Genomic DNA, 25,684 nt, shown 5'->3' on the forward strand with positions numbered 1-25,684 from the left:
GCGATGATCCGCAAACAAGACCGTCGTCTTCGTGTAGGTGTGCTCGGCTGCGGGCCGATCGCGCAGTTCGCGCATCTGGAATCCTGCGTGAAGGCAGCCAATGCCGACCTCTACGCGATCTGCGACGCGGCGCCCGACCTGCTTGCGCGCATGAGCGCCACCTACGAGCCGCAAAAAATGTATGGCGACTATGACGAGATGCTCGCCGACCCCAAGTTGGAGGCGGTGATCGTCGCGACGTCCGACGCCTACCACGTGCCGATGTCGATCAGGGCGCTCGAAGCAGGCAAGCACGTGCTTTGCGAAAAGCCGATCGGCATTTCCGTCGAAGAAGGCGAGAGGCTGGCGGAAGCGGTCAAGCGCTCCGGCAAGGTGCTTCAGGTCGGGCATATGAAGCGCTTCGACCCGGCGCTGGAGGCGGCGCGCGATTTCGTGCGCGACGAGATGGGCGAGATCCTGGCGCTGAAGGCCTGGTATTGCGATTCCACCCATCGCTACACCAATACCGAGGCCGTGCAGCCGCTGCCCGTCACCAGCAAGCTGGCGAGGAAGCCGGCCGGCAATCCGAAGGCGGACCTGAGACAGTATTTCATGCTGGCGCATGGCTCGCATCTGGTCGACACGGCGCGCTTCCTGTGCGGCGACATCACCGCCGTGCGCGCGCGGCTCAACCAACGCTTCGGCGCTTATTGCTGGTTCGTCGAGACGGAGTTCGCCAATGGGGCGCTCGGCCATCTCGACCTGACCGTTGCGGTGCGCATGGACTGGCACGAGGGCTTCCAGCTCTATGGCGAGAACGGCTCGGTGATCGCGAAGACCTTCAATCCCTGGTATTTCCGCGCCAGCGAGGTCGACATTTTTCATGAGAAGGACGCGACGTCGCGCAAGCCGCTCGGCGCCGACGGCCACTTCTTCCGCCGCCAACTGGAAGGCCTCGCCGACACGGTGCTCAACGGCGCGCCGCAGCGCGGCGCTACCGTGGAGGACGGGCTCGCTTCGATCCGCGCCATGGTGGCGATCGCCCGCTCGGTCGAAAGCGGCCAGCGCGTTGAGCTCGCCGGCGTCACCGGAGCGGTCTGATGCAGGTCGGGGTGTTCGCCAAGACTTTTCCAGGCGGCGAGCCGGCCGGCGTGCTCGCCGCCGTTCGCGAAGCGGGCTTCGCAGTCACCCAGTTCAACCTTGCCTGCGCCGGCCTGCCGTCGATGCCGGACGATGTTCCCGACGAAGCGATCCGTACGATCGATGCCGCCGCTACGGCTAGCGGCGTCGGTCTCGTCGCGCTGTCGGGAACCTACAACATGGCGCATCCGGACAGCCGGGTGCGCGATGACGGGCTGCGGCGGCTCGGGGTGGTCATTGAGGCAGCCGCCAGGCTTTCGATCCCGCTGGTGACACTGTGCACCGGAACGCGCAACGCCGAGGACCAATGGGCGCACCACCCCGACAATGCCGATCCCTCGGCTTGGGCCGACATGGCGCGGGAAATGGAGAAGGCGCTTCAGCTCGCCGAGCACCACGGCGTCGATCTCGGCATCGAGCCGGAGCAAGCCAACATCGTCGCCTCCGCCGATGACGCCGCGCGGCTGATTTCCGAAATGGGTTCGAACCGGCTGCGCATCGTGCTCGACCCCGCCAATCTGTTCGAGCGAGCGAATGCCGACGAGGCACGCGGCATCGTTGCCGAAGCGGTCGAGCGCACGGCGGGTCATGTCGCGCTTGCGCACGCCAAGGACCGTTTCGCCGATGGGCGCTTCGCCACGGCCGGACGAGGCGTGGTCGACTTCGACGATTTCGTCGCTCGCCTGAGGGCCACAGGCTTCGACGGGCCGCTGGTGACGCACGGGCTTTCGGCCGAGGAAGCGCCGGGCGTCGCCCGCTTCCTCAAGGGGCTCATGTGATGGGCACGCTGCTGCGCGACGGTGCCACGCTGCATATGACCGACACCGGCGAAGGCCTGGCGGTCGTCTTTCAGCATGGGCTCGGCGGCGGCGAGGCGCAGGTCGCGCAGACTTTCCCCGCAGGCTTCCGGCGCATCACGCTGGAATGCCGCGGGCATGGCGGCTCTGGGCTTGGCAAGCGGCGGCCGTTCTCGTTCGAAATCTTCGCTGACGATGTGCTTGCCGCCGCCGATCGTGCCGGCCTCGACCGCTTCGTTGCCGGCGGCGTCTCGATGGGCGCCGCGATCGCGCTTCGCCTCGCCTGCCGTCATCCGCGGCGCGTCGCCGCCCTGGTCCTGGTGCGGCCGGCATGGACGTTTTCGCCGGCACCGCAGAACATGCGGCCGATCACCGAGGCCGCCGAGCTCATCCTGGAACACGGGGCCGACAAAGGGCGGACGATCTTCGCACGATCGGACACGGCCACGCGGCTCTACCGCGAGGCGCCCGACAATCTGGCCTCGCTGCTCGGCTATTTCGACCGGCCCGACGCCAAGGGGTTCGCGCAAGTGCTCGCCGACATCGCCAGCGACGGTCCAGGCGTTTCCGACCGCGACGTCGCGGCGCTCGACATTCCTGCGCTGGTCGTCGGCAATCCGATGGACGCGGTGCATCCGCTGTCGAGCGCCTACACGCTTGCCGCCGCGATGCCCCACGCGGTCTTCGCCGAGATCACGCCGAAGGCGCGCAACAGCGCCAGACATTTCATCGAACTGCACGAGCAGATCAGTTCCTTCCTCCAGTCCAACTCGAATGCCCGGAGCCTCATTCCGTCATGACCGCCAAACCCGTCTCCGGACCCGCGGCAATAGCCGCACTGCCGCGCAACCGGCTTATCGGCGAATTCTCGCTGTGGTCGGCGGATCTCGCCAATATGGAGCGCGACCTGAAGCGCATCGAAGCCCATGTCGATCTGCACCATATCGACGTGGCGGATGCCCGCTTCACGCCAGGCTTCCTGTTCTTCCCCGACATGGTGGCGCGCATCGCCAAGCTGACGACGAAGCCGATCCACGTCCATCTGATGGTCGAGGCCGAGATCGTCGAGGCTCAGACGCGCCAGTTCATCGAGGCTGGTGCCGATCTCGTAACCATCCATGCCGAGAATGGCGCGGCAGGCTTGCGCGCCGTGAAGCTGGCGCGTGAGCTCGGCGCGGAGGCCGGCGTGGTGCTGCGGCTGGAGACGCCCCTTGAAGCGATCGAGCCGTTCCTGCCACGCGTGGCCTTCGTGACGCTGCTCGGCACCTCGATCGGGGTCAAGGGACAGAGCCTGTCCGAGGAGGCCTGCCCAAGGCTGACCGAGGCTCGCGCGCTGATGAGGAAGGCCGGCCGCGAGGCCGACATCCGGCTCGCAGCCGATGGCGGCATCCGCCATGAGACGGTGCCGCTGCTGCGTGCCGCCGGCGCCGACACGGTGGTGCTGGGCTCGCTCGCTTTCGGCGATCCCGATCTCGCCCAGCGCATGGCCTGGCTGCATGGACTGAAGGCCGCCGCCTGATGAGCACGATCGCCCTTGCCTTCGATCTCGGCGGCACGGAACTGCGCGGCGCGCTGGTCGAGCGCAGCGGCGAAGTCGTTAAGCGCGTCTCGGCGCCGACGCTTGCCGGCGCCGGATCGGAAGCGGTCATCGGCCAGATCATCGCGCTTGCGGACAGGCTGCTTAAAGAACACCCGCAGGCAAAGGTCAGCGGCATCGGCATGTGCGCGCCGGGGCCGCTCGACCCCAAGGCAGGCATCGTCATCGGGCCGCCGACGCTCGCCGGCTGGCACAACGTGCCGCTGATCGACATCCTCAGCCGCCAGTTCGGCTTGCCGGTACGGCTGGAGAACGACGCCAATGCCGCGGCGCTCGGCGAGTGGCGTTTCGGCGCCGGCCGCGGCGCGGGCTCGCTGGTGTTCGTCACCGTCTCGACCGGCATCGGCGGCGGCGTGGTTGCTGATGGCCACATCTACCATGGAAGGCGCGGGCTCGCGGCCGAGATCGGCCACATGACGATCACCGGCGAAGGCGACCGCTGTTTCTGCGGCAACGTCGGCTGCTTCGAGGCCGTTGCTTCCGGCACCGCGCTCGGGCGCCGGGCGACCCGGCTCACCAAGCCAGGCGACGGCTCGGTGCTCAGACGGCTTTCCGACGACGGCGACGTCTCGGCCCGGCATGTCGTGGATGCCGCGCGCGCCGGCGACGCGGCCGCCGGCGAACTGGTCGACACCGAGGCGAAATGGCTGGGCATCGGCTTCACCAATCTCCTGCATCTCTATTCGCCGGACCTGATCGTCATGGGCGGCGGCCTTGCCAACGGCTTCGACCTGCTGGCGCCCGGCATCAGGGCGACGGTCGACGAGCGCGCCATGAAGGCATATCGCGACGTGCCGATCGTGCCGGCCGAGCTCGGCGACCGCGCCGGGCTGGTCGGCGCGGCAAGCCTGATCCTGTGGGAGGGCGAGCCGGGAACGGCGCTGGCGATGGTGCAGAATGAGCAGACGAAGCCCGTCGAAAAGGCCGGCGCTTCGGCCCGATCGATCATCGAACGGATGAAGGAGAGCGAAGGGAACTGAGACCGCTCGCCTTCCTATTGTCCGCGCCCGGCTCGGTCTTGGGCTGAGGTCGCGCCAGAAGATAAAGGGCGGCCACGTGCGTAATCATCAGCAGGGGCACATAGATGATCGGGATCGCGTATGCGGCGCCCAGCTGCCCGGCCTGCTCGGGCAGATGAAGCACGGTGCCGTGATAGTAATCGCCGACGAGGTCGACTATTCCTACCAGATTGAAGGCTGCGACGGACGGCCAGAAGATCGAGGGCCGCCTCACGCCAAGCAGCGCCAGCATGGCCAGCAGCCCGGTCGCGAAATCGCCATAGGCGGCAAAGACGGCGAAGTCCGCCGGGAGGTTCGGGCCAACGACGCCCGGAACCAGGAAGGCCAGCCCGAAGAATCGGAAGCTGTGCAGCGTCGCGATGGCGCGCTGCGCCTCGACGCGGTCCATGAGCCTGAGCCTCGGCCAGATGTAGGCGCCGAAGCAAAGCAGCCACGGGACGTAGCCCAGGAGGAGATGGATGCTGAAGATCGTGGCCGGCGTCATTCTTGTCTCCCGTCAGACATTGGCTGGAACGGCTTCGAATACCGCCGTCAGGATACCGAGACGGCCTTCCAACAGATTGCGTCCAAGATTGGCGGCATAATCCGCGGAACCCGGCCCCATGACGACGCCGAGATTTAGCGAAGGCGGCGGCCCCGACGCCCGCAGCCGCACGCGATCCAAATCGTCCGTCATTGCCACTTCCCTTCAGCCTTCCAATCGACAACACAGATACGACCGCTTTGTGCCGGGAACTATCCGCGATAATCTCCATGGGTCATGAAGCAAAACTTCACAGTCCGGCATGGCGCGCTCGACGGCGTCGAGGCGTTCCTGAGCGTCGCCAGGCATCGCAATTTCCGCAAGGCGGCGGCGGAGCTTGGCGTCACGCCGTCGGCGATCAGCCAGGCGGTGCGGACTTTGGAAGGGCGCATCGGCGCCGCGCTGTTCGTCCGCACGACACGCAGCGTCGGCCTGACCGAAGCCGGCGAGCGTTTTTTCTCGCGCGCCCGGCCAGCCTTCGAGGAATTGATAGCAGCAAGCGAGGTCGCGCGCGAAATCGGCCAGCGGCCGGCTGGACTTTTGCGCCTGTCGGTTCCGCCTGCGGTGGTGCCGACGCTGCTGGAGCCGATGATCGCATCCTTCTGCCAGGCCTATCCCGAGATTGAGCTGGAGATCGTCGCTAGCGGCGAACTGGCGGACCTCGCAGCCGAGGGATTTGACGCCGGTATCCGGCTCGGCGACCTCATCGCGGCCGACATGGTCGCGGTTCGACTGACGCCGTCCTTTCCGATGGTGGTCGTCGGCAGTCCCGGCTATCTACGCCAGCGAACAACGCCGGAGCGCATCGAGGATCTGCGCCACCATGCCTGCCTGCGCCTGCGCCGATCGAACGGTTCGGTCGCGCCGTGGCGCTTCACCAAGGGCAACAAGGCGGTCGAGGCAATCGTTTCCGGGCCGTTCATTGCACACGACTATCCCACGCTGCTTGGCGCTGCGATCCAGGGCGCCGGGCTTGCCCAGGTGCCAAGCCCGATTGCCGCCGCGGCGCTCGCAGACGGGCGCCTCGAAACGCTGCTTTCGGCCTTCGCCGCGACATCGCCGGGTGTCTTCCTCTACTATCCGGAAAAACATCAGGTCCTGCCCAAACTGCGCGCATTCATCGATCACATCAGGTATCGAGGCGGCGCCGAGACCACCCGAAAACGGCCGAGGGGACGGCAGGCTCAGGCTTAACGCATCAGACCGATCGACCGGGCACACGCCTCTCTCAGATGCGGAGCAGATCAGCGAGGCTGTCGGACTTCTCGACCTTGTCGGTGAGATCGAGCCCCGAGAGCAGATCGACCAGATGGCTGTTCATCAGCGCCGCGGCGTCGGCGCTGTCGCCGGCTTCAATGGCGTCGACCAACGCGTGATGGGCATGTTTCTCGCAGGTCGCGTCGCGGCGTTTCCAGTAGAGCGCGATGATCAGCGAGGAATGCGAGACGAGGTCGCGCACGAAGTTGGTGAATACCGAATGCGCCGCGATCTCGGCGATGCCGACATGGAAGCGCGCCGACAGCATGATGGCGTCGCTATCGCGACCGGCATGCAGCGCCTCATGCTCCTTCTCGAGATGCATTCGCAATTGCGCGATGTCGGAGGGTACCGCCGCCTTGGCGGCGAGCGCCGCCACCTTGGGTTCGATCAGCGCCCTCGCCTCGAACACTTCGCGCGCCTCGATCTTCGAAGGCTGCGCGACGAAGGCGCCGCGATTGGGCTCCAGCCGCGCCAGCCGGTCATGCGCAAGGGCCTGCAAGGCGGCGCGGACGACGGTGCGGCTCACTGAATAGATCGATGCCAGCTCGTCCTCGGGCAGCTTGGTGCCCGGAGCGAGACGATGGCTGACGATGGCGTCTCTCAGCCCATAGTAGATCGGCGACCAGCGCGCTGCCGGCTTGTCGTCGCGATCGTCTTCTCTGAGTACCGTCAACATGCTTTCAATGCGCAGGCCCGACGCGGCCCGCTCTGCCCCCAAATCGCCAGCGGCCGGTCCAATCTAATGGCGCTCGCGCCCCGGTCAATCCCGCGGGATCGATCTCCCGGGGCCACGTTCAGCCGGGCGAACCGGCGCCCGGGGGAGACGCCGAAGCGAAGATACCCGCGAAACGCTTGCCTCGCGGGGCGGCATAGCCGCCGATCTTCGATGTCTTCAAGCCGACCTTGAACAGGCTCTCGGCCAGGGTGACGGCGCAGACGACGCCGTCAAGCACCGGAACGCCATGCTCTTGCGACAGGCTGTGCGCAAGGTCGGCCATGCCGGCGCAGCCCAGCACGATCGCCTCGGCGTGATCCTCGCGAATGGCGCGCGCGATCTCGTCCGAGATCCGATGCCTGGCGTTCGAGCCTGGCCGTTCAAGCTCGAGCACGGCGACTTCCGACGAGCGCACTTTGGCGCAGCGCGAGGAAAGACCGTATTTCGCAAGGTTGTGCTCGATGGCGGGGACTGAGCGGGCAAGCGTGGTGACCACGCTGAACTTGCCGGCGACAAGGCTGGCGAGATGGAAGGCCGCCTCGCCGATGCCGATGACCGGCGCTTCGGTCGCGCAGCGCGCGGCGTCGAGCCCGGTATCGTCGAAGCAGGCGATCACATAGGCATCCGCCGCCGGCGCCTTGCTCATCTCGGCAATGATGCCCGGTACGGCGAACACCTCGTCGAAATAGCCCTCGATGCTCGGCGGACCATCGGCCGGATTGACAGCGACGATTTCGGTTCCTGATGAGGCGACGCTTGTCGCCGCCTTGCCGATCTTGCCGGTCATCGAGGCGGTCGTGTTGGGGTTGATGACGAGTATGCGCATTAAAATCAGCCTCAGATCTCGCCGCCGAGATAAAGACGTTTGACCCGGTCGTCGCTCAGCAATTCGGCGGAGTTGCCGCTCAGGGCGACGCTGCCGGTGGTCAGCGCATAGGCGCGCTGCGAAATGCGAAGCGCCATGCGGGAATTCTGCTCGACCAACAGAACGCTGACCTTCTCGTCGCGGTTGATGGCGACAATCGAGCGGGCGATGTCCTGGACAAGTTTTGGCGCGACTCCGAGCGACGGCTCGTCGAGCAGCAAAAGCTTCGGCTTGGCCATCAGCGCGCGGCCGATGACCAGCATTTGCTGTTCGCCGCCGCTCATCGTGCCGGCAGCTTGGGAGAAGCGCTCCTTCAGCCGGGGAAAGCGCCCCAGCACCATCTCCAACGTCGCCGCGATCTCGGCCTTGCTCGAGCGCGTGAAGGCACCCATCAAAAGGTTGTCCCTGACCGTCATATAGGGAAAGACGCGGCGCCCTTCCGGCACCATGGCGATGCCCATCTTGACGATCTCGTCTGGAGCGGCACCGTCGATGCGCTTGCCGCTGTAGTGGATCTCTCCGGACCTTATCCGGTTGAGCCCGGTAATGGCGCGCAGGATCGACGACTTGCCGGCGCCGTTGGCGCCGATCAGCGCGACGGTCTCGCCCTCATTGACCTCGAGCGAGACGCCCTTCAGCGCATATACGTGATCGTAATAGAGTTCGACGCCGGCGAAGTTCAGGATCTGGTTCATAGCCCGATCGCCTCGTCTTCGCTGCCGAGATAGGCTTCGATGACCTTCTCGTTGGCCTGGATTTCCGACGGTGTTCCCTCGGCGATCTTCTGCCCGAAATTGAGCACCACGATGCGGTCCGAGATCTTCATCACGGCCGGCATGTCGTGCTCGACGAGCAGGATGGTAAGGCCGAGATCGCGCAGGCGCCGCACCATCGCCACCATGCGCATCGTCTCCTCGTGATTCATGCCGGCAAAGGGCTCGTCGAGCAGCAGGATCGAGGGATCGGTGGCAAGGCCGACGGCGATGCCCAGCGCCCGCAAATGGCCATGTGGCAGGTTGCGGGCGATCTCACTGGCAAGCGAGGCCAGGCCGAGCAGCGCCAGGATCTCGTCGGCGGACTGGCCGAAAGCCGCTTCGTCGGCCTTGGCCGTGCCGGTGCCGAGAAAGAAGCCGACGAGGCTCGCCTTCGAGCGCAGATGATGCGCGATAATGACGTTGTCGCGCACGCTCATGTTCTTGAAGATCGTCGTTTCCTGGAAGGTGCGCACGACGCCCTTGCGCGCGGCGATATGCGGCGCCATGCCGGAGATGCGTTCACCCTTCAGGCGGACCTCGCCGGACGTTGGCCTGAGGAACGACGAGATCAGCTTGAACAGCGTCGATTTGCCGGCGCCGTTCGGACCAATGACCGAGAGAATCTCCTTCTCGCGCACCGAGAAGGAGACGTTGTTGACCGCGACGAGACCGCCGAAGCGCTTGGTGATGCCGGAAACTTCGAGCATTTCGGCCATGGCTCAAGCCTTCTTCCGGGTCGGAACCGTGAGGCTGAGCAGGCCGTTGGGCAGCACCAGCATCAAAACGATCATCAGGCCGGAATAGATCAGGAGCTGGAATTGGCCGGTCTGGAACAAGAGGTCCCAGCCGAAATAGAGCACCAGCGTGCCGAGCATCGGACCGAACACGTAGCCGAGGCCGCCGAGGAAGCAGTTCAGCATGAAGTTGACGGAATCGGTGACCGTGAAGCTCGACGGATAGATCGACTGCGAGATGGCGGCGAAGATGGCGCCGGCGAGACCGCCGAAGAAGGAGGACACCGCATAGGCGATGACGCGCAGATAGGCGATGTTGACGCCGATCGAGGAGGCGAGTTCCTCGTTCTGCTGCAGCGACTGGCAGAGCTTGCCGATGCGCGAGTTGACCAGCCGATACATCACCGCGAAGCAGCCCACCATCAGCGTGACCGCCAGCAGGTAGAACGCGAGCCGCGAATTCTGCAGCGTGGCGAAGTCCGGGATGATGGTCAGTCCGAAGACCGAGAGCGCGCCGGGCAGCGGGATGCTGACGATGCCCTTGGCGCCGTTGGTGATCGGCAGCGCCAGCGCCAGGAGCCGCACGACCTCGGTCAGAACCAGCGTCACCATGGCGAAATAGACGCCGCGCAGCCGCAGGATCGGCAGACCGATCAGCACGCTCGCGCCGGCGCAGAAGAGACCCGCGACAGGCAGCGTCAGCCAGAACGACCAGCCGTTCATCACCAGTATGGCCGAGACATAGCCGCCCATCAGCGCATAGGCGCCCTGGCCGATATTGATGCGACCGATGTAGAAGGTGAGCCACACGCCGGCGCTGGCGATGCTGAGCAGCGCCACCGAAGTCAGCGTGTAGTAGAGGTCGATGCGGCCGCTGGCCGAGATCGCGGCCGGCACGGCGATGAAGACGATCGCCAGGAAGGCTGCGACCGAAGCGATCTTCATATTGCGATTGCGGGTCATGGCGCGATCAACCCCACGGCTTGCCCATCAGCCCGTTGGGGCGGATCGACAGAAACACCATCAGGGCGGCGAAGATGACGAGATAGGTGACGTCGCCATATTCGCGCAGCGCGGTGAGGCCAACCGATTCCATCATGCCGAGGATGAAGCCGCCGGCGATCGCCCCGCCGACGACGCCGGCGCCGCCGATCATCACCATCAGGAAGGCCTTGATCGAGATCGGGCCGCCAATGCCGGAATTGACGCCGGTGATGGTGACCAGCAGGCCGCCGACAACGCCCGCCAGCATGGCGCCGAGCGCGAAGCCGATCATCGAATAGCGGTCGACCCTGACACCCATCAGCTGGGCCGCGACCCGGTCCTGGGCGAGCGCGCGCATGGCGCGGCCGACCCGGCTGTACTGCATGTAAAGGACAAAGGCGGCGATGAAGACGATGGCCAGAGCGCCAACAACCAGGCGGTCATAAGGCATGATGATGCCGGCCTCGTTGAAGACGCCCTTGACGATCTTGGGAACGCCGCGCTGCTTCTCACCGAACATGAGCAGGATAACGGCGTCGAAGAAGAAGGCCGTGGCCGCGGCGAGTAGCATGGTGCTCTCCTCGCGGTGACTGCGGCGGATGACCGTTCGAAAGAGGAACTTCTCCATCAGCGCGCCGATGACGGCAAGCGTCACACCGGAGGCCAGCAGCGCCACCACGAAAGGCAGGCCGAGTTGGCCGTAGACGGTGTAGGTGATGAACCCGCCCAGAACGTACATCTGCCCGTGGGCGAAATTCAGCACGTTCATCAGGGCGAAGATCAGGGTTAGCCCGAGCGCGATCAGCGCGTACTGGGCGCCGAGATACAATCCGTTGGCGATGACCTGTTCCATGGATCTCTTCGATCTTCCGCGGGGTCCGAGCATCGCCCGGACCCCCGGCATTCGGGAGGAAGTAACCTTAGGAACCCAAACCTAGTCGACGGAGCCGACGAACAGGGTCTGGAAAGCGCCGTCCTTGTATTCGTTGACCACCATCGGCACGGCTAGCTGACGCTTCTGGCCGAAGGAGGTCGCGCCGACATAGCTCAGCTTGGCGTCGCCCTTGAGGAAGGGGTTGGGCGCCGAGAAGGTGTCCATGGTCTTCTTGAATTCGTCGACATTGTTGATAGCGGCCGGATTGGCCTTCATCGTCTCGATGATGTACTCCAAAGCGTAAACCTTGGTATTGGACTCGTCGTTATACTCGCCGAACATCTTGGTGTAGCGGGCGACGAACTCCTTCATCTCGTCGGAAGCGATCTCCGGCGTCGAGGCACCGCCGACGGAGATGAAGCCGTTGGCGTATTCGCCGGCGCCCTCCTCCAGAACCTTGGCGTCCTGCGCCGTCTCGGTCGAGATCAAGCCCTCGAAGCCGAGCTCGCGGGCGGCGCGGATGAGCAGCGGCGCGTTAGCCGGCGCCACGCCGGACAGCACCAGCAGATCGGGCTTCAGCGCGACGATCGGGGTCAGCACCGGCGTGAAGTCGCGGGTGTCATTCTGGTACGTGTCGTTCTGCGCGACGACGTCGAGCCCGAGCGCCTTGGCCGCCTCGACGCCGCTGTCACGCTGGCTGAGCGGGTCGGATTCGTTCGCGGCGACAAAGGCGATCGTCTTCACGCCCTTGTTTTCCTTGAGGTATTTATAGATCGCCGGGCCCGACTGGTAGTTGGCGATCATGCCGAGCACGGCGTTCGAGGCCGGCTTCTGGTAGAGCGCCTTCGGGAAGGCGTAGGGGAAATAGATGATGCCGTTGGCCTCGGCGACAGGGCGCACCGCAGCAGCGCCGTCATCGACATTGGGTCCGACGACATAGTGGATGCCCTCCTGCGCCATCTTCTCCATGCCGGCGATGGCGCGCTTGGGATCCTTCTGGTCGTCGAAGGTGACGATGTTGATGTTGTAGGTGTCGTCGCCGATCTTGACGCCGCCTTTTTCGTTGAGCCAGGCGGCGCGCGTCTGCATCGAGCGCACATTGGACGTGCCCCAGGCGGCGGCGGGACCGCTGGTGACACCAACAAAGCCGATCTTCAGTTCCTTGTTTTCAGCCTGCGCGGACGGGATGCCTATGGCGGCCATGGCCAGGGTCGAGACGGCGCCAAGCCCCAGCGATTTCAAAGTCGAGCGTCGGTTGATCATATCGGTTCCCTTCTGGTTATCGCGCTTTTGTTTTTGCTCATCGGCTGCGCGGATAGCCTATGGGAAGTCGCCTGCGAGAGATTGTCAACAGATTTCTTTGTTATTGTATACAATGTTTCGGCTGAATGTGTGCGACGGCAGAGCGGCCCAACCGCGGGGCAGCCTGAGGACGGGCTGCCCGAACGGCCAGCCACCTCGGCGAACGATCAGTTCGCGGCATGATGAAATGGAGTCGGTCGCGGCTTACCGACGGCCGGGCGCGGGGCAGACCTTATTTTCCGCAATGATGGTCGTTGATTTTGTTCAGCGCATTCGCGTCCGGTCCCGTCCGGTGGTACGAACACGCGCCCGCCGCCGTGGTGACCAGCATGGCGTCATAGTAGCGCGGTCCGCCGAACAGGATGTCGATGAGGTCGCCTTCGGCCGGAACGTAGCGCTCCTGCTCGACCGGGCGCTTGAGCTGCCGGTCGCCGGCGAACGCCACGCCGGACACGCCAATGGCCGTGGCCAGAACGAGAGCGGAGATCGCAAGGTTTTTCGTCATCGGCGGCACCTTTCCGGCCATTTCGGATCAGCAGCATATCCAAAATCGCCAGCGGAGCAAAAGTTCCCAGTCTCTATCTTCAAAATAGCTTGGCCCGATTGGGAGTACACTCCTTCCCCGGAGTTGCTGCGGCTACTCGAAAGAGTAGGTAAAACCTTCCTTGGACGCGCCGACGGTGACCTTCGTCATCTTCGCACCCTCCAGCGAGCGGTTGAGCACGCCGCGACTGAGCTCCGGCAACAGCGTGTTGGTGAGGATGGCGTCGATCATGCGGCCGCCGGACTCGATCTCGGTGCAGCGCGCCTTGACCAGATCCATGACGCCGTCGCCGATGACCAGTTCGGCATCGTTGGTCGCTTTAAGCCGCCGCGCGATCTTGCCGAACTGATGGCGGGCGATTGCCTCGATCATCGAATCCGACAGCGGATAATAGGGTATGGTGACCACCCTACCGAGGAAGGCGGCCGGGAAAACTTTCAGCAGCGGCGTGCGCAGGGCCGCGTCGAGATCGTCGATGCCGGTCCGCACGGTGCCGTTCTTGGTGCGGTCCATGATGACGTCGGAGCCGACATTCGAGGTGAGCAGGATCAGCGTATTCTTGAAATCGATGCGTCGGCCCTCGCTGTCGTCCATCATGCCCTTGTCGAAAACCTGGAAGAAGATCTCGTGGACGTCCGGATGCGCCTTCTCGACCTCGTCGAGCAGGATCACCGAATAGGGTTTTCTGCGCACCGCCTCGGTCAGGATGCCGCCCTTGCCGTAACCGACATAGCCGGGCGGCGCGCCCTTGAGCGTCGAGACGGTATGCGCTTCCTGGAACTCGGACATGTTGATCGAGATCAGGTTCTGCTCGCCGCCATAAAGCGTCTCGGCAAGCGCCAGCGCGGTCTCGGTCTTGCCGACGCCGGAGGGGCCGCAGAGCAGGAATACGCCGACCGGCTTTTCCGGCGCGCCAAGGCCGGCGCGGCTGGTCTGGACACGTTTGGCGATCATCTCCATCGCGTGATCCTGGCCGACCACGCGTTCCGAAAGGGTCGCGGCCAGCCTGAGCGCTTTCTCGGTCTGGCTGGACAGCATCCGTCCGGTCGGGATGCCGGTCCAATCCTGCACCACGGCGGCGACCGCATTGCGATCGACCGAAGGCAGGATCAGCGGCGTCTCGCCCTGCGCCGCGGCAAGCTCCGCCATCAGCTCGCGCAGCCGCGCGAGATCGGCAGACGAACCAGCCGATCCCTCGGCGATCGTCTCTCCGACGACCGCCTCGGGTTCGACCGCCTCGCCCTTCGCCGCCTTGGCTTTCGAGCCCTTGGATTTCGCGGGCTTGGTTTCAGCCGCCTTGCTCTCGGGCGCCTTTGCTTCGGGAGTTTCGGACGCAGCCGGCTCAGCCGCTACGGTTTCCTCCCCGGCCTCCCCCCCCGCCGCATCGAGCGGCACGCCTTCACCGCGTAGTTTAGCGCGCAGGTCAAGAATCTCGGCGACCAGTGCTTTCTCGCGATCCCAGCGCGCCTGGGCGGCGGCTAAGGTGGTCTCGGTTTCCGCCAGCCCGGCATCGACGCGAGCCTGACGGTCGGCGACCTCGATGCCGATCGCCGCCTCGCGGCCGATGATGCCACTCTCGACCTCCAGCGCCTGGCGGCGGCGCAGAATGTCCTCGACCTCGGCTGGCGTCGCATGCTGCGAGACCGCAACGCGCGCGCAAGCCGTGTCGAGCAGGCTGACGGCCTTGTCCGGCAGTTGCCTGGCCGGAATGTAGCGGTGCGAGAGCGCGACCGCCGCCTCGATCGCCTCGTCCAGTATCTGGACCTTGTGGTGCTGCTCCAGGACGCCGGCGACGCCGCGCAGCATCAGCACGGCCACAGCTTCCGACGGCTCCTCGATCTTGACCACCTGGAAGCGGCGCGTCAGCGCCGGGTCCTTCTCGATATGCTGCTTGTATTCGGCCCAGGTCGTGGCGGCAATGGTGCGCAGCTCGCCGCGCGCCAGCGCCGGCTTCAAAAGATTGGCGGCGTCGCCGGTGCCCGCGGCACCGCCGGCGCCGATCAGCGTATGCGCCTCGTCGATGAACAGGATGACCGGCACCTCGGAGGCCTGAACCTCGTCGATGACCGCCTTCAGCCGCTTCTCGAACTCGCCCTTGACGCTGGCGCCCGCCTGCATCAGCCCGACATCGAGCATGCGCACGCTGACATTCTCAAGCGTCGGCGGCACGTCGCCCTGGGCGATGCGGAGCGCAAATCCTTCGACCACCGCCGTCTTGCCGACGCCGGCCTCGCCGGTCAGGATCGGGTTGTTTTGGCGGCGACGCATGAGGATGTCGACGATCTGCCGGATTTCCGGGTCGCGGCCGACGACCGGATCGATCTTGCCGTCGCGGGCGCGCAGCGTGAGGTCGGTCGCGTATTTGGCCAGCGCCGAATCTCCGCCCGCACCGCGCTTCATCGGCTGTTCGGCGGCGGCAGAGGCGGGAGGTGTGCCGGCTTCGAGCGAGCCTTCGGTGACATCGGCGAAACGGGAAACGACGCCGTCGGCATCGATTTTGTCGAATTCGGCGCTGATTTTCGACACCAGGCCTTCCAGTACCGGCGTCCTCAGGCAGGCCAGCAGGATATGGGCGCTGCGCACCTCCTCGACGCCGAACTCCAGCGTCGCCAGGTTCCAGCCTTCCTGGATGGCGTGGAAGATGTGATCGGAGAATTCCTCGACGGAGGTCGCGCCGTAAGGCAGCTTGTCGATGGCCCGGGTCATGTCAGCCGTCAGCCGGCTGACGTCCAACCCGGCATCGCCGATGATCATCTGCACGTCCGAGCGCTCGGACAGCACCAGTTGCTGGATGAAGTGGACGAGCTCCACATAAGGATTGCCGCGCAGCTTGGCCGTGTCGGCCGCGGCCTTGAAGGCGCGCACCCCCGTGGCGTTGAGCTTGGCGACCAGTTCCTTACGCTTGAAGCTCTGCGATGACCGGCGCTGTTCCATTCGAACCTGCTCCCGCAATCTGCCAACCGTACCCTGCCATATAAGCGGCGGCTTGACAAAGCCGTGTGACGGATAAGGCGTTTGGATCCATCCGGGCGGCACTGCCCGGTTACACAAGCTCTGCAATGTCGTGCAAGAAATACCGGATTGCGGTGCGGGCTATGCGAGCCATTTCACATACCCGGCCCGGCAATCGCGCAATGGGTTTTGCTGAAAGAAACGGTCGCGTTTAGCATCCGTTAGTTTTTGAGCAGCTGCTCAATTGTCGTGGCGCGAGGCCGGTGGTAACGTTGCGTCACATAGGGTCTCAGGGCCGCTGGCTGGGGGTTAGTGTGATTGATCTCGCACTCTGGCTGAATCCTCTGAACGGTGAAAATCCGTCGGGAGAGGACTTGCGTAACGACCCGGCCTTTCATGAGCTGGAGCGCCTGACCGAACAGCAGAAAAAGGTCGAATACGAAGGAAACAACAAATCGGAAGTCGATGTTCCGGTCGACTGGTCCGTCGTACTCACCAAGGCGGAGGAGTTGCGGTCGCACGGGCGGGACCTGCGCCTCCTCGTCCTGGTTGTGCGTGCCCTTGCCAACGAAGAACAGCTGGGCGGGCTCGCCGAAGGCCTGACGCTGATCGCCCAAACCTTCGACAGGCATTGGGAAACGATGCATCCGGCACTGCGCTCTGGCGCCACGCCGCGCGAGGCTGCCTTGCGGCGCATCAATGCGCTGATCGACCTGCAAAACAGCCAGGACGGGCTGCTCAAGGATCTGCGCGGCATGGTCTTCTTTGCGCCGCGCACGGTCGGCCCGATCAAGGGAGAGGACCTGGAGAAGGGCAGCCTCGACGAACACGTCATGCTGCAGGAGGCTGCTTCGGGACTGGGCGCGGCGGAAAAGGCGGCGCTGGTGAGCGGCCACAACCAGCTGGTGAACCGGGTGCGCACCGGGTGCAAGGCGCAAGTCGATCAGGCCGGCGAGGCGATGACCTCGCTGCTCGCCGACGCCCGCGCGGTGATCGCCGCTCTCGACGAGGTCGACGCCGCCCTCAACAAGCGCATCGACGGCAATGGCCCCGCCATTCCGGAATTGAGACGCTTCCTGCAGCGATTGCTGACGACGCTGGAGCGGAATTCCGCCGCCGGTGCCGGGGCGAACGGGGCCGCAAAGCCAATCCCGCAGCCGGCGGAACCGGCAGCGCCCGGCCCAAACGGCCATGGTGCCGAAAGGATGGGCGCCGAAGCGAGGGGAGCCGAATCGATGGCAAGTGTCGCAAGCTATGCGGAACCGGGCGCCGGGCTGCCCGACCGGATCACCTCGCGCGACGACGTCGTCAAATGCCTGGATCTCGTCGTCGCCTTTTATGACCGCACCGAGCCGTCGAGCCCGATCCCGCATCTCGCCCGCCGCGTGCGCCGCATGGTGCACATGGATTTCGTGGAACTGATGGAAGATCTCGCCCCATCGGGGCTGAAGGAGTTCCGGCTGCTTGCCGGTGTCCCCGATCCGAAGAAGCCGGCCCAGAAGGATGAAAGGTAACAAGCATGCCAGCAGAGAGCAAAGCGAAGGTCATCGAAAGAAACCGCGCCCCGCGCGTGCAGATCGCCTATGACGTCGAGACCTACGGCAGCCCGACAACGATCGAACTGCCGTTCGTCATGGCCGTGATGGCCGATCTTTCCGGCGCTTCACAGACCAAGGAAGCGGTGAAGTCAGTGCTCGACCGCAACTTCGTCGAGACCGACGCCAACCGCTTCCCGAAGTTCATGGAGGCCATGGGGCCGCGGGTGAAGGCACGAGTAAAGAACACACTCCCGCAAGCCGAGGGCGCCGAGCGGGACGAAGAGCTCGCGATCGATCTCACCTTCTCCAAGATGGGCGATTTCGCGCCGGACAAGATCGCCGAGCAGGTCCCGCAACTGGCCGAGATCCTCAAGATGCGCCGGCAGCTCGAAGAGTTGCTCGGCTTCATGGATGGCCGCGTCGACGCCGAAAAGCGCATCGCGCAGCTTCTGAACAACGAACCGCTGCTGAGTAAGATCGCCGGCCAGGCGATTTCTGAGGGCAAGGGCGAGGAGTAAGTCATGGCTGAACAGCAAAAAACCGCAGCCGCCACCGCCGAGGCGGAAGCGATTGACCTCGGCGAATTCAGCGGCCTCCTGGAAAAGGATTTCAAGGTCAAGAAAGACGACAGCGAGAAGCTGCAGCAGCTGGTGCGCAACCTGGCGCTGGCGGCGCAGTCGCGCTCCGAAACCACCACCATCTCGTCCAATGCGATCAAGTCGATCAAGTCGCTGATCGCCGGCATCGACAAGATGCTGACGACGCAGGTCAACGAGATCCTGCACGCGCCGGAAGTGCGCGAGATGGAAGGCACCTGGCGCGGCCTCTGGTATCTCGTCAACAACACCGAGACGGATACGAAGCTCAAGATCCGGGTGATGAACATCTCCAAGGAACAGCTGGCCGACACGCTGGAAGACTATGAAGGCCAGATGTGGGACCAGAGCCCGATCTTCAAGAAGGTCTATACGGACGAGTATTCGATGCTGGGCGGCGAGCCGATCGGCTGCATTCTCGGCGCCTACGAATTCTCGAACCATCCGCGCGACGTCGGCCTGCTGCGCAACATCTCCGGTGTCTGCGCCTCGGCGCACACGCCCTTCATCGCCGCCGCCTCGCCGCGCCTGTTCCGCATGGACAGCTGGCAGGAACTGCCCAACCCGCAGGACCTGCAGATGATCGTCAACAACCCGGCCTATGCCTCGTGGCAGTCGCTGCGCGAGAGCGAGGACGCCCGCTATATCGGCCTCACCATGCCGCGGGTGCTGGCGCGCCTGCCTTACGGCTCCGAGACCGTTCCGGTGAAGGGTTTCACCTTCGAGGAAGAGGTGGGAGGCGACCACAACAAATATGTCTGGATGAACGCCGCCTTCCCGATGGGCGTCAACATCAACCGCAGCCACAAGCTTTTTGGCTGGGGCACACAGATCCGCGGCGTCGAAAACGGCGGCACGGTGCTCAACCTGCCGGTGCACGCGTTTCCGACCGACGACGGATCGATCGCGATGAAATGCCCGACGGAAGTCGCTATCGACGACCGGCGCGAAGCGGAGCTCGCCAAACTCGGCCTGATGCCGATCCTGCACCGGAAGAACACCGACCTTGCGGCCTTCATCGGCGCCCATTCGCTGCAGGACGACGAGACCCGAGCCGGGCGTCTGGTCGATCCCGACGCGCAGGCCAACGAGCGGCTCAGCGCCAACCTGCCCTACCTGTTCCCGGTCTCGCGCTTCGCCCACTACCTCAAGGCGATCGCGCGCGACAAGATCGGCTCGTTCAAGGAACGCACCGACATGCAGATCTGGTTGACCGAATGGATCAACCGGTACGTGCTGGCCAATCCAGCCTTTGCCGACGACAAGGCGCGCGCCAAGCGCCCGCTCGCCGCGGCCGAGGTCCAGGTCGACAGTGTCGAAGGCCGGCCCGGTTACTACAACGCCCGTTTCTATCTGCGTCCGCACTACCAGCTGGAAGGCATCAATGCCTCGCTCCGGCTGGTGTCCGAACTGCCGTCAGTGAAGGGGTGAAATCGCAAGCATAGTCATCTTGTTTGGTTTGAGAGCGGTGGAGAAAGACAATGCCTTCAATGAAGATCGATGGTTTCCTGAAAGTTCCGGACATCAAGGGTCCCAGCGTGCGCGACGGCCACGAAGATGAGATCGAAGTCCATGGCGTCGACTACAAGATGATCGCGCCTTACGATCCCAACTCGCTCTCGCGCCGCGGGCGCGTATCCTTGGGGATGATCAAGTTCACCAAGCATTACGACAAGGCGTCGCCTTACCTGAAGAAGGCGCTGTTCGACAACAAGGCGCTCGACGAAGTGGTGTTTTCGGCGCGCCGCACCATCGACGGCGAGACCAGCGATTATCTGGTGGTGACGCTCACCGACGCCTCGATCATGGAATACGACATGAAGCAGGCCGATGACGAGGCCGACCTGATCGAGGAAGAAGTGAGCTTCGCCTACAAGAAGATCAAATTCGTCTACGACAAGGACGACGAGATCGAAATGGATGTCTATGTCGGCAAGTGAGGCCAAAAGGCCCGGCGCAAGGGCGCAGCTCGCCGGCAGTTCGCGAGCAAAGCGCGAGGCGGTCCAGCCCTCCCTCTGGGACCGCCTCATCAACGACCTGCCCGGGCTGACGTCGGAGATCGAGGGGCTGCGTCGCCTGCTGGAAGAAGAACTCGGCGCCGAGCGCGTCGAGGCTCTTCTTGCCGGCAGCGCACGCACCATCGATGCCGATGCGGAACTCACCCCCGACCAAAAGCGGCGCCTGCACCGTCTGGTGTTCCAGGCCGAACATCGCGCCGAGATCGAAAGCCGCGGCGTGGTGGTGTCGGCGCGGGTGCTCAGGGAAGCCGTCCGGCGCGACATCGAAGCCTTGTTCAACACCGAGCGCTTCGAGTCCGTTCCGATGCTTTCCGATGCCGAGCACGAACAGCCCCTGGACGAGCTGCCGTCGCTTGCCGACTTTCCGGAGGTGCGCCGCAGCGTCGTGAACTACGGCGTGCCGTCCTTCTCCGGCCGCTCCTCGCGGGACTTCGACCGCGATACCCTGGCGCGCGAGATCCGCGCGGTGCTCGCCACCTTCGAGCCGCGGCTCAAGGAAAGCGCCACGACGGTCAATGTCACCCTTGGCGACAAGAGCGTCGGCCTGAAGATCGAGATCGACGCCGTGCTGATCATGACGCCGACGCCGGAGCGCATGCGGCTGCGCACCACGATCAATCTCGACAACGGCCTGGCGCGAACCGAATTCCGGGAGACCTGAGATGGATCGGGTCTTCGTCGAATATTACGAAGAAGAACTGACCCATATCCGGGCGCTCGCGGCCGAATTCGCCGATATGCATCCGGCAGTCGCCCGCAATCTTTCCCTCGACACCGTTCCCTGCCCGGACCCCTATGTCGAACGGCTGCTCGACGGCGTGGCCTTCCTTGCCGCGCGCACGCGGCTGAAGGTCGACGCCGAGCGCTCGCGCTTCTCGCGCGCCGTGCTCGACGTGCTTTACCCGGACCTGGTCACCCCGGCGCCGGCAACGGCGATGGCGGTGCTGAAACCCGGCCAGCAAGTGCAGTCGATGATCGCCGGTCATACAGTCGCGCGCGGCACACGACTGGTCTCCAGCCTGCATCCGGGGCTGTCGACGCGGTCAACCTTCAGCACCGCGCAAGAGATCACGCTATGGCCGATCGCGATCACCTCCGTCAGCTATTTCCAGGATCGCAGCGCGCTGGCTGCCGCCGGCATCGGCCCAGTCGCCGGCGCGCGCGGCGAGGCAGCGCTGCGCGTCGCGCTTGCGCGCACCGGAAAGGGCAAGCTCAGCGAGCTGTCGCTCGACCGTCTCGATCTCTATTTCGCCGGTCGCACCAAGGCGCCGCTCCTGTTCGACGCGATCTTCGGGGCCTGCTCGGCCGTCGGCGCGCGGGCGGAAGGAAAGACCAATCCGCTATCGGCGTTGCCCGAGCCCGAGATGGTCGGCATCCGCGACGACGAGGCGCTGATGCCGCGCACCCGCCCGACCTTCGAGGGCTACCGCCTGCTGCGCGAATATTTCATGGTCCCCGAACGCTTCCACTATGTGCGGGTCGCCGGCCTGCAGCCGGTGGTGCGCAGATGCGAGGCGGGGATGGAGATCATCTTCCTGTTCCGCCGCCCGGTGCCCGAGCTCGCCGACGTTGCGCCGGCCGATTTCGAGCTCTTCGTGACGCCGCTGATCAATCTCTTCGAGCGCGAATGCAACGTCATCGAGATCGATCCGCGCAGGACAAGGCAAGTGCTGCATGCCGATCGAACCAGAGCGCGCGATTTCGAGATCTTCCGCGTCACCCGAGTGGAGGATGCCGACGCGGAGGGCAGCGAGGCCGAGATTCCCGAGCTTTTCAGCCTGGGGCAGAACCGCGGCAGCGGCTGGGTGTATTCGACCGAGCGGCGCCCTCGCAGGGCCACCGAAGATGAGCGTCGCGACGGCCTGACCCGCACCTCCTACACGGGAGACGACGTTTTCCTCTCGGTGTCGCGCCCGGCCGGCAGCCCGGCCAACCGGCCGCTCAAGCGCCTCGACATCATGGCGCTTTGCACCAATCGCGACCTGCCGATCCTCGACGACACACCGACACTGACGCTAGAGACGGCGGACCCGGTGGAGGCCGTCAGGCTGCTCGGCGCGCTGCGGCCGCCCCAGCCGTCGATCCCGGCGTCGCTGCCGGCGGGCGCCGAAGGCGAATCCCGCGCCGACAATCTTGCCTGGCGGCTGGTGGCGCAGCTCTCGCTCAACTTCTTGAGTCTCGCCAAGGAAGGCCGCGGCGTCGATCCGCTGCACGCGCTGCTCGATCTTTATGCCGACCGCGGCGACCCGAGCCTCGCCCGCAACGTGCATTCGATCACCCGCATCGACTCGCGCCCGGTGATCGAGCGGCTCAAGATCGACGGGCCGATGTGCTTCGGGCGGGGCACGGAAGTGACGCTGCATGTCGACCAGTCGGTGCTGGCGGGGCAAAGCACGCTTTTGCTTTCGGCCCTGCTGGCGCGGCTGTTTGCCCGCCATGCCGGGATAAACGGTTTCGTGCGGACACGCACGCGGCTGCTGCAGAAGCAGGAGGATGTGCCATGGCCGTTGACGCCCGGCAATCGCTACCTGATCTAGCGCGGCCCGCCCTGAGCGAAGCCGTCTCAGACGGAATCGGGGCGTTGTCGGAAAGCTTTGACTTCTTCGAGCTTCTGCGCCGGCTGGAGCAGAGGGGCGGGCTGTTCGGCTATTCCGGCCAGGCCAATCGCGAGCCGGCGCGGCTCGGCCAGCATGTCCGCCTGAGCTTCTCGGCCAGGGACGTGATGAAATTCCAGGAGGCGGGCGAAAAGGCTCCGGCGCGGGTGACCGTCGCCAATCTCGGACTGCTCGGGCCCGAAGGGCCGATGCCGCTGCATCTGACGCGCTGGGTGCTCGACCGGCTGTCGCAGCGCTGGTTCACCGGCACGCAAGCGGAGCAGACCAGCGACACAACCTTCGTCGACTTCGTCAACATCCTGCAGCACCGGATGATCGCGCTTTACTACCGCGCCTGGGCCGACGCACATCCGGCGGTGCAGGTCGAGCGCTCGATCGGCGGACGCGTCCGCGCCATGCTGGAAGCAATGTCGGGGATCGGCCTTCCCGGCACCCAGGATGCCGAACTCGACGCTGTGCGGCTGCGCCAGGCCGGATCGCTGGCCAGCCAGGTCGACGGTCCGGAACGGCTCACCTTGTTTCTTGCCACGGCCTTCAAGGTGCCGGTCGAGATCAAGGAATTCGTCGCTTCCTGGATCACCATACCGGCGGCACTGCAGAGCCGCGTCGGCAAGGCCTATGCGGCGCTCGGGCGCGGGGCGACGATCGGCCCGCGCGTCTTCAGCCGCCAGAGCCGGATCGAGTTGCGCGTCGGCCCGCTCGATCTCGACGACTTCAAGTCCTTCCTGCCTGGAGAGCGGCGCCTCGCCCTCTTCAAGAAAGCGGTGCGCGACATGATCGGCGAAGCGCTGGATGTCGATTTGCGCATCGTGCTTGCGCGCGACGCCGTGCCGCCGCCGAAGATCGGCACCGTCCAGCTCGGCCGAACCTCCTGGCTTGCTCGCCCCGCCGAGAAGGGAGACGCCGACGATCTCAAGCTCCGCACTGTCGTCGGCTGGCGGCCGGAAATGGCGGAGGCGGCCGCATGAGCCTGCTGCTGACGCTGGAACAAGGCCCGCGCTCCCAGGTGGTCAGGCAGACCCGGCTGGACGAAGGCGAGCTGGTGATCGGGCGCAGCGCCGATGCCGGCTGGCAGATCGACGATCCGGACATGTTCGTGTCGCGCGCCCATTGCAAGATCAGCGGCGGCCGCGACGGCTACTTCGTCACCGATACATCGAGCAGCGGGCTGTTCATCGACGATTCCGACAGCCCGCTCGGCACCGGCAGGTCGGCACGGCTGCAAAGCGGCATGCGTTTGAGACTGGGCGACTACGTGCTCTATGTCGAGGTCCAGCCAAGCGCGAGCCAGACTTCGGTCGGTGAGGCCGCCAACCATTCCGCCGCCGCCTGGTCGGCGCCTCAGCAGCGATCTTCGCCCAGCATCGGCGGCGACGATTTCTTTTCGGCCAAGGTCGAGGAGGAGCCGCGGCGGCCGCGGCCGGCCGATCTGCCGGACCCGTTCGAGCAGCCTGTGCCCGGCGCGTATGACCGCGCCTCGAACCAGCGCAGTTCGCCCGCCTTCGACGACCCATTCAGCCTCGACCCGGTGGCGACACCGGCCTCGGACGACGACTCGGCAACTGGCCGGTCCGATCCGTTCGGCTTCGGCGACATGCCCGCGCGCGGCGATACGGCGCAGCCGGCGCCGAAACCGACCGGCTTCGACGACTTCGGCTTCGGCCCAGCCGCGACGCCTGCCTCCGCCAACGGCGCGCATACGGCCCGTCGCAGCGAGCAGCCAGCCGAAAAGCCGCAGGTCGCTCCTCCGCGGAACTTGCCGGCGCGCACGCCCGAGCCGCCTCCTCCGCCGCGCCCGGCTCCCGCGCCCAGGCCGTCCCGTGCAGTTCAGCCTGTGCCCGGCGATATGGCGCTGCGCGCCGCCTTCCTGCGCGGCATGGGGGTCGAGGAGGCCGATTTTCTCGGGCGCGACGCGATCGCCGAGATGGAAAAATTCGGGCGCGAGTACCGGCTGATGCTGGACGGCCTGATGCAGCTTCTGCGCAAGCGCGCCGAGGAAAAGGGCAGCGCGCGCGTTGCCCAGACGGTGGTCGGCGCCTCCGAGGTCAACCCGCTCAAATTCCTGCCGACGGTCGAGGATGTCATCGTCACCATAATCTCGGAGCGCAGCCCCGGCTTCCTCTCCGGCGAGGCGGCGATCGGCGATGCGGTGAAGGATCTCGCGCAGCATCACGTGCGCGCCTGGCGCGGCGTTCAGGCAGCGCTGCGGCGCATGATCGACCGGTTCGATCCGGCGACGATCGAGGAAGAGCTGAAATCCAATTCCGCGATCGGCAACCTGCTTGCGGGCGGCCGCAACGCCAAGCTGTGGGAGCTTTACCAGAAACGCCATCGCGACATCGCCCAAAGCGCGGAATCGAGTTTCCTGGGCGAGATCGGCGCAGACTTCAGGGATGCATACGAAGAGGAGTAGGACATGATCGATCGACGCGAATTCATCGTTGCCCTCGGCGCGACGGGGCTGCTTGCGGCTTGCCAGAGCGGCCCGCCGAAACCATCGGTTATCTCGGTCAACGTGACCGGTGGCGCCGGCATGAATCCGGGACCCGGCGGCGGCGATCGACCGGTGACTGTGCTGGTGATGCGGCTTGCCAGCACCGGCAAGTTCAATTCGGCCGATTATTTTGCGCTGCAGGGCGATGCGGGGTCCGCACTTGGAGCCGACCTTATCGGATCCGATTCGATCTCCGTCGCACCGGGCAAGACGGCGGCCAAGACCATCACGGTCGAACCGAACGCGACGGCGCTCGGCTTCGTCGCGCTGATCCGCGAACCCGGCGGACGCAACTGGCGCACGACCAAGTCGGTGTCGGCGGGATCGAAATTCACCATCAACGTCACGCTAGGCGGCGGCGGTATTTCCGCCTGACGGCGAGA

The 25,684-nt window shown here is 65.2% G+C and carries 26 protein-coding genes; 15 read left to right on the top strand and 11 right to left on the bottom strand.

The genetic code is table 11. The features are described 5' to 3' along the window. Positions 1-3: 3 nt before the first annotated feature. The 5 genes from EJ078_RS08040 to EJ078_RS08060 are packed head-to-tail and all read left to right on the top strand — an operon-like array spanning position 4 to position 4,493. A complete protein-coding gene (locus EJ078_RS08040; protein WP_127214172.1) occupies positions 4-1,080 on the top strand; it encodes a Gfo/Idh/MocA family oxidoreductase in 1,077 nt (358 codons plus the stop codon). Beyond that, on the top strand, positions 1,080-1,898 hold the full coding sequence (locus EJ078_RS08045; RefSeq protein ID WP_127214170.1) for a sugar phosphate isomerase/epimerase family protein: 819 nt from the start codon (positions 1,080-1,082) through the stop codon (positions 1,896-1,898). Before EJ078_RS08040 ends, EJ078_RS08045 begins: the two co-directional genes overlap by 1 nt. Further along, entirely contained in the window at positions 1,898-2,716 is an 819-nt protein-coding gene (locus tag EJ078_RS08050; protein ID WP_127324612.1) for an alpha/beta hydrolase, read from the top strand. Before EJ078_RS08045 ends, EJ078_RS08050 begins: the two co-directional genes overlap by 1 nt. After that, positions 2,713-3,435 (top strand): ribulose-phosphate 3-epimerase, encoded by a 723-nt coding sequence (locus EJ078_RS08055; protein ID WP_127217252.1) that lies wholly within the window; start codon positions 2,713-2,715, stop codon positions 3,433-3,435. Before EJ078_RS08050 ends, EJ078_RS08055 begins: the two co-directional genes overlap by 4 nt. Next, positions 3,435-4,493, top strand: coding sequence for an ROK family protein (locus tag EJ078_RS08060; RefSeq protein WP_245322303.1), 1,059 nt, complete (start codon positions 3,435-3,437; stop codon positions 4,491-4,493). Before EJ078_RS08055 ends, EJ078_RS08060 begins: the two co-directional genes overlap by 1 nt. Here the strand turns inward: EJ078_RS08060 and EJ078_RS08065 are convergent. Beyond that, positions 4,459-5,016 carry a hypothetical protein gene (locus tag EJ078_RS08065; protein ID WP_245322304.1) on the bottom strand — a complete coding sequence of 186 codons (558 nt, stop codon included), beginning with the start codon at positions 5,014-5,016 and terminating at the stop codon, positions 4,459-4,461. The genes EJ078_RS08060 and EJ078_RS08065 overlap by 35 nt on opposite strands. A gap of 12 nt (positions 5,017-5,028) precedes the next feature. After that, on the bottom strand, positions 5,029-5,208 hold the full coding sequence (locus tag EJ078_RS08070) for a hypothetical protein (RefSeq protein WP_245322305.1): 180 nt from the start codon (positions 5,206-5,208) through the stop codon (positions 5,029-5,031). A gap of 84 nt (positions 5,209-5,292) precedes the next feature. On the opposite strand from EJ078_RS08070, the gene EJ078_RS08075 reads away from it, so the two are divergent. Continuing rightward, entirely contained in the window at positions 5,293-6,249 is a 957-nt protein-coding gene (locus EJ078_RS08075) for a LysR family transcriptional regulator (protein WP_127246505.1), read from the top strand. 34 nt (positions 6,250-6,283) lie between these two features. Here EJ078_RS08075 and EJ078_RS08080 read toward each other — a convergent pair whose 3' ends face one another. From EJ078_RS08080 to tssH, 9 genes are all read right to left on the bottom strand, one after another. Beyond that, positions 6,284-6,991 carry a GntR family transcriptional regulator gene (locus EJ078_RS08080; protein WP_095823898.1) on the bottom strand — a complete coding sequence of 236 codons (708 nt, stop codon included), beginning with the start codon at positions 6,989-6,991 and terminating at the stop codon, positions 6,284-6,286. A 118-nt stretch (positions 6,992-7,109) separates the two neighbouring features. Further along, positions 7,110-7,856 carry an aspartate/glutamate racemase family protein gene (locus tag EJ078_RS08085; protein WP_095823899.1) on the bottom strand — a complete coding sequence of 249 codons (747 nt, stop codon included), beginning with the start codon at positions 7,854-7,856 and terminating at the stop codon, positions 7,110-7,112. Positions 7,857-7,867: 11 nt separating this feature from the next. Next, positions 7,868-8,590 carry an ABC transporter ATP-binding protein gene (locus tag EJ078_RS08090; protein WP_066989044.1) on the bottom strand — a complete coding sequence of 241 codons (723 nt, stop codon included), beginning with the start codon at positions 8,588-8,590 and terminating at the stop codon, positions 7,868-7,870. Beyond that, complete coding sequence (locus EJ078_RS08095; RefSeq protein WP_208721183.1) at positions 8,587-9,366, bottom strand: ABC transporter ATP-binding protein; 780 nt, start codon at positions 9,364-9,366, stop codon at positions 8,587-8,589. The genes EJ078_RS08090 and EJ078_RS08095 overlap by 4 nt, the downstream gene beginning before the upstream one ends. Before the next feature lie 3 nt (positions 9,367-9,369). Further along, positions 9,370-10,347, bottom strand: coding sequence for a branched-chain amino acid ABC transporter permease (locus EJ078_RS08100; protein WP_127217174.1), 978 nt, complete (start codon positions 10,345-10,347; stop codon positions 9,370-9,372). 7 nt (positions 10,348-10,354) lie between these two features. After that, positions 10,355-11,221: a branched-chain amino acid ABC transporter permease gene (locus tag EJ078_RS08105; RefSeq protein WP_095800998.1), complete on the bottom strand. Its 867-nt coding sequence runs from the start codon at positions 11,219-11,221 to the stop codon at positions 10,355-10,357. 81 nt (positions 11,222-11,302) lie between these two features. Next, positions 11,303-12,505 carry an ABC transporter substrate-binding protein gene (locus tag EJ078_RS08110; RefSeq protein WP_127216884.1) on the bottom strand — a complete coding sequence of 401 codons (1,203 nt, stop codon included), beginning with the start codon at positions 12,503-12,505 and terminating at the stop codon, positions 11,303-11,305. Positions 12,506-12,776: 271 nt separating this feature from the next. Then, on the bottom strand, positions 12,777-13,070 hold the full coding sequence (locus EJ078_RS08115; RefSeq protein WP_245459147.1) for a hypothetical protein: 294 nt from the start codon (positions 13,068-13,070) through the stop codon (positions 12,777-12,779). Between the two features lie 111 nt (positions 13,071-13,181). Further along, positions 13,182-16,022 carry a type VI secretion system ATPase TssH gene (gene tssH, locus EJ078_RS08120; protein WP_127216885.1) on the bottom strand — a complete coding sequence of 947 codons (2,841 nt, stop codon included), beginning with the start codon at positions 16,020-16,022 and terminating at the stop codon, positions 13,182-13,184. A 332-nt stretch (positions 16,023-16,354) separates the two neighbouring features. On the opposite strand from tssH, the gene tssA reads away from it, so the two are divergent. Genes tssA through tssJ form a run of 9 tightly spaced genes read left to right on the top strand, consistent with a single transcriptional unit; the run spans position 16,355 to position 25,676 of the window. Next, on the top strand, positions 16,355-17,554 hold the full coding sequence (tssA, locus tag EJ078_RS08125) for a type VI secretion system protein TssA (RefSeq protein WP_067327623.1): 1,200 nt from the start codon (positions 16,355-16,357) through the stop codon (positions 17,552-17,554). 5 nt (positions 17,555-17,559) lie between these two features. Beyond that, a complete protein-coding gene (tssB, locus tag EJ078_RS08130; protein ID WP_066989057.1) occupies positions 17,560-18,096 on the top strand; it encodes a type VI secretion system contractile sheath small subunit in 537 nt (178 codons plus the stop codon). Positions 18,097-18,099: 3 nt separating this feature from the next. Then, a complete protein-coding gene (gene tssC, locus EJ078_RS08135; protein WP_066989059.1) occupies positions 18,100-19,605 on the top strand; it encodes a type VI secretion system contractile sheath large subunit in 1,506 nt (501 codons plus the stop codon). 59 nt (positions 19,606-19,664) lie between these two features. After that, positions 19,665-20,114: an Hcp family type VI secretion system effector gene (locus EJ078_RS08140; protein ID WP_170950255.1), complete on the top strand. Its 450-nt coding sequence runs from the start codon at positions 19,665-19,667 to the stop codon at positions 20,112-20,114. Beyond that, positions 20,101-20,853: a type VI secretion system baseplate subunit TssE gene (gene tssE / locus EJ078_RS08145; protein ID WP_067327620.1), complete on the top strand. Its 753-nt coding sequence runs from the start codon at positions 20,101-20,103 to the stop codon at positions 20,851-20,853. Before EJ078_RS08140 ends, tssE begins: the two co-directional genes overlap by 14 nt. Position 20,854: 1 nt before the next feature. After that, positions 20,855-22,729 carry a type VI secretion system baseplate subunit TssF gene (tssF, locus tag EJ078_RS08150; RefSeq protein ID WP_127216831.1) on the top strand — a complete coding sequence of 625 codons (1,875 nt, stop codon included), beginning with the start codon at positions 20,855-20,857 and terminating at the stop codon, positions 22,727-22,729. Then, positions 22,693-23,775, top strand: a complete 1,083-nt coding sequence (tssG, locus tag EJ078_RS08155; RefSeq protein ID WP_127216832.1) for a type VI secretion system baseplate subunit TssG — start codon at positions 22,693-22,695, stop codon at positions 23,773-23,775. The genes tssF and tssG overlap by 37 nt, the downstream gene beginning before the upstream one ends. Next, positions 23,772-25,220 carry a type VI secretion system-associated FHA domain protein TagH gene (tagH, locus tag EJ078_RS08160; RefSeq protein WP_127323903.1) on the top strand — a complete coding sequence of 483 codons (1,449 nt, stop codon included), beginning with the start codon at positions 23,772-23,774 and terminating at the stop codon, positions 25,218-25,220. Before tssG ends, tagH begins: the two co-directional genes overlap by 4 nt. Positions 25,221-25,223: 3 nt before the next feature. After that, on the top strand, positions 25,224-25,676 hold the full coding sequence (gene tssJ, locus EJ078_RS08165) for a type VI secretion system lipoprotein TssJ (RefSeq protein WP_066989071.1): 453 nt from the start codon (positions 25,224-25,226) through the stop codon (positions 25,674-25,676). Positions 25,677-25,684: the final 8 nt, after the last annotated feature.

Source organism: Mesorhizobium sp. M1A.F.Ca.IN.022.06.1.1 (assembly GCF_003952605.1).
Taxonomy (GTDB): Bacteria; Pseudomonadota; Alphaproteobacteria; order Rhizobiales; family Rhizobiaceae; genus Mesorhizobium.

What these genes read in the sequence shown, in the direction of transcription:
- EJ078_RS08065 (WP_245322304.1), bottom strand. Translation starts at nt 5,016, where the DNA reads ATGACGCCGGCCACGATCTTCAGCATCCATCTCCTCCTGGGCTACGTC.
- tagH (WP_127323903.1), top strand. Translation starts at nt 23,772, where the DNA reads ATGAGCCTGCTGCTGACGCTGGAACAAGGCCCGCGCTCCCAGGTGGTC.
- EJ078_RS08050 (WP_127324612.1), top strand. Translation starts at nt 1,898, where the DNA reads ATGGGCACGCTGCTGCGCGACGGTGCCACGCTGCATATGACCGACACC.
- EJ078_RS08110 (WP_127216884.1), bottom strand. Translation starts at nt 12,505, where the DNA reads ATGATCAACCGACGCTCGACTTTGAAATCGCTGGGGCTTGGCGCCGTC.
- EJ078_RS08075 (WP_127246505.1), top strand. Translation starts at nt 5,293, where the DNA reads ATGAAGCAAAACTTCACAGTCCGGCATGGCGCGCTCGACGGCGTCGAG.
- tssB (WP_066989057.1), top strand. Translation starts at nt 17,560, where the DNA reads ATGCCAGCAGAGAGCAAAGCGAAGGTCATCGAAAGAAACCGCGCCCCG.
- EJ078_RS08080 (WP_095823898.1), bottom strand. Translation starts at nt 6,991, where the DNA reads ATGTTGACGGTACTCAGAGAAGACGATCGCGACGACAAGCCGGCAGCG.
- EJ078_RS08060 (WP_245322303.1), top strand. Translation starts at nt 3,435, where the DNA reads ATGAGCACGATCGCCCTTGCCTTCGATCTCGGCGGCACGGAACTGCGC.
- EJ078_RS08105 (WP_095800998.1), bottom strand. Translation starts at nt 11,221, where the DNA reads ATGGAACAGGTCATCGCCAACGGATTGTATCTCGGCGCCCAGTACGCG.
- tssF (WP_127216831.1), top strand. Translation starts at nt 20,855, where the DNA reads ATGGATCGGGTCTTCGTCGAATATTACGAAGAAGAACTGACCCATATC.
- EJ078_RS08140 (WP_170950255.1), top strand. Translation starts at nt 19,665, where the DNA reads ATGAAGATCGATGGTTTCCTGAAAGTTCCGGACATCAAGGGTCCCAGC.
- tssH (WP_127216885.1), bottom strand. Translation starts at nt 16,022, where the DNA reads ATGGAACAGCGCCGGTCATCGCAGAGCTTCAAGCGTAAGGAACTGGTC.
- EJ078_RS08055 (WP_127217252.1), top strand. Translation starts at nt 2,713, where the DNA reads ATGACCGCCAAACCCGTCTCCGGACCCGCGGCAATAGCCGCACTGCCG.
- EJ078_RS08045 (WP_127214170.1), top strand. Translation starts at nt 1,080, where the DNA reads ATGCAGGTCGGGGTGTTCGCCAAGACTTTTCCAGGCGGCGAGCCGGCC.
- EJ078_RS08090 (WP_066989044.1), bottom strand. Translation starts at nt 8,590, where the DNA reads ATGAACCAGATCCTGAACTTCGCCGGCGTCGAACTCTATTACGATCAC.
- EJ078_RS08040 (WP_127214172.1), top strand. Translation starts at nt 4, where the DNA reads ATGATCCGCAAACAAGACCGTCGTCTTCGTGTAGGTGTGCTCGGCTGC.
- EJ078_RS08085 (WP_095823899.1), bottom strand. Translation starts at nt 7,856, where the DNA reads ATGCGCATACTCGTCATCAACCCCAACACGACCGCCTCGATGACCGGC.
- EJ078_RS08115 (WP_245459147.1), bottom strand. Translation starts at nt 13,070, where the DNA reads ATGGCCGGAAAGGTGCCGCCGATGACGAAAAACCTTGCGATCTCCGCT.
- tssC (WP_066989059.1), top strand. Translation starts at nt 18,100, where the DNA reads ATGGCTGAACAGCAAAAAACCGCAGCCGCCACCGCCGAGGCGGAAGCG.
- EJ078_RS08095 (WP_208721183.1), bottom strand. Translation starts at nt 9,366, where the DNA reads ATGGCCGAAATGCTCGAAGTTTCCGGCATCACCAAGCGCTTCGGCGGT.
- EJ078_RS08100 (WP_127217174.1), bottom strand. Translation starts at nt 10,347, where the DNA reads ATGACCCGCAATCGCAATATGAAGATCGCTTCGGTCGCAGCCTTCCTG.
- tssG (WP_127216832.1), top strand. Translation starts at nt 22,693, where the DNA reads ATGGCCGTTGACGCCCGGCAATCGCTACCTGATCTAGCGCGGCCCGCC.
- tssJ (WP_066989071.1), top strand. Translation starts at nt 25,224, where the DNA reads ATGATCGATCGACGCGAATTCATCGTTGCCCTCGGCGCGACGGGGCTG.
- tssE (WP_067327620.1), top strand. Translation starts at nt 20,101, where the DNA reads ATGTCGGCAAGTGAGGCCAAAAGGCCCGGCGCAAGGGCGCAGCTCGCC.
- EJ078_RS08070 (WP_245322305.1), bottom strand. Translation starts at nt 5,208, where the DNA reads ATGACGGACGATTTGGATCGCGTGCGGCTGCGGGCGTCGGGGCCGCCG.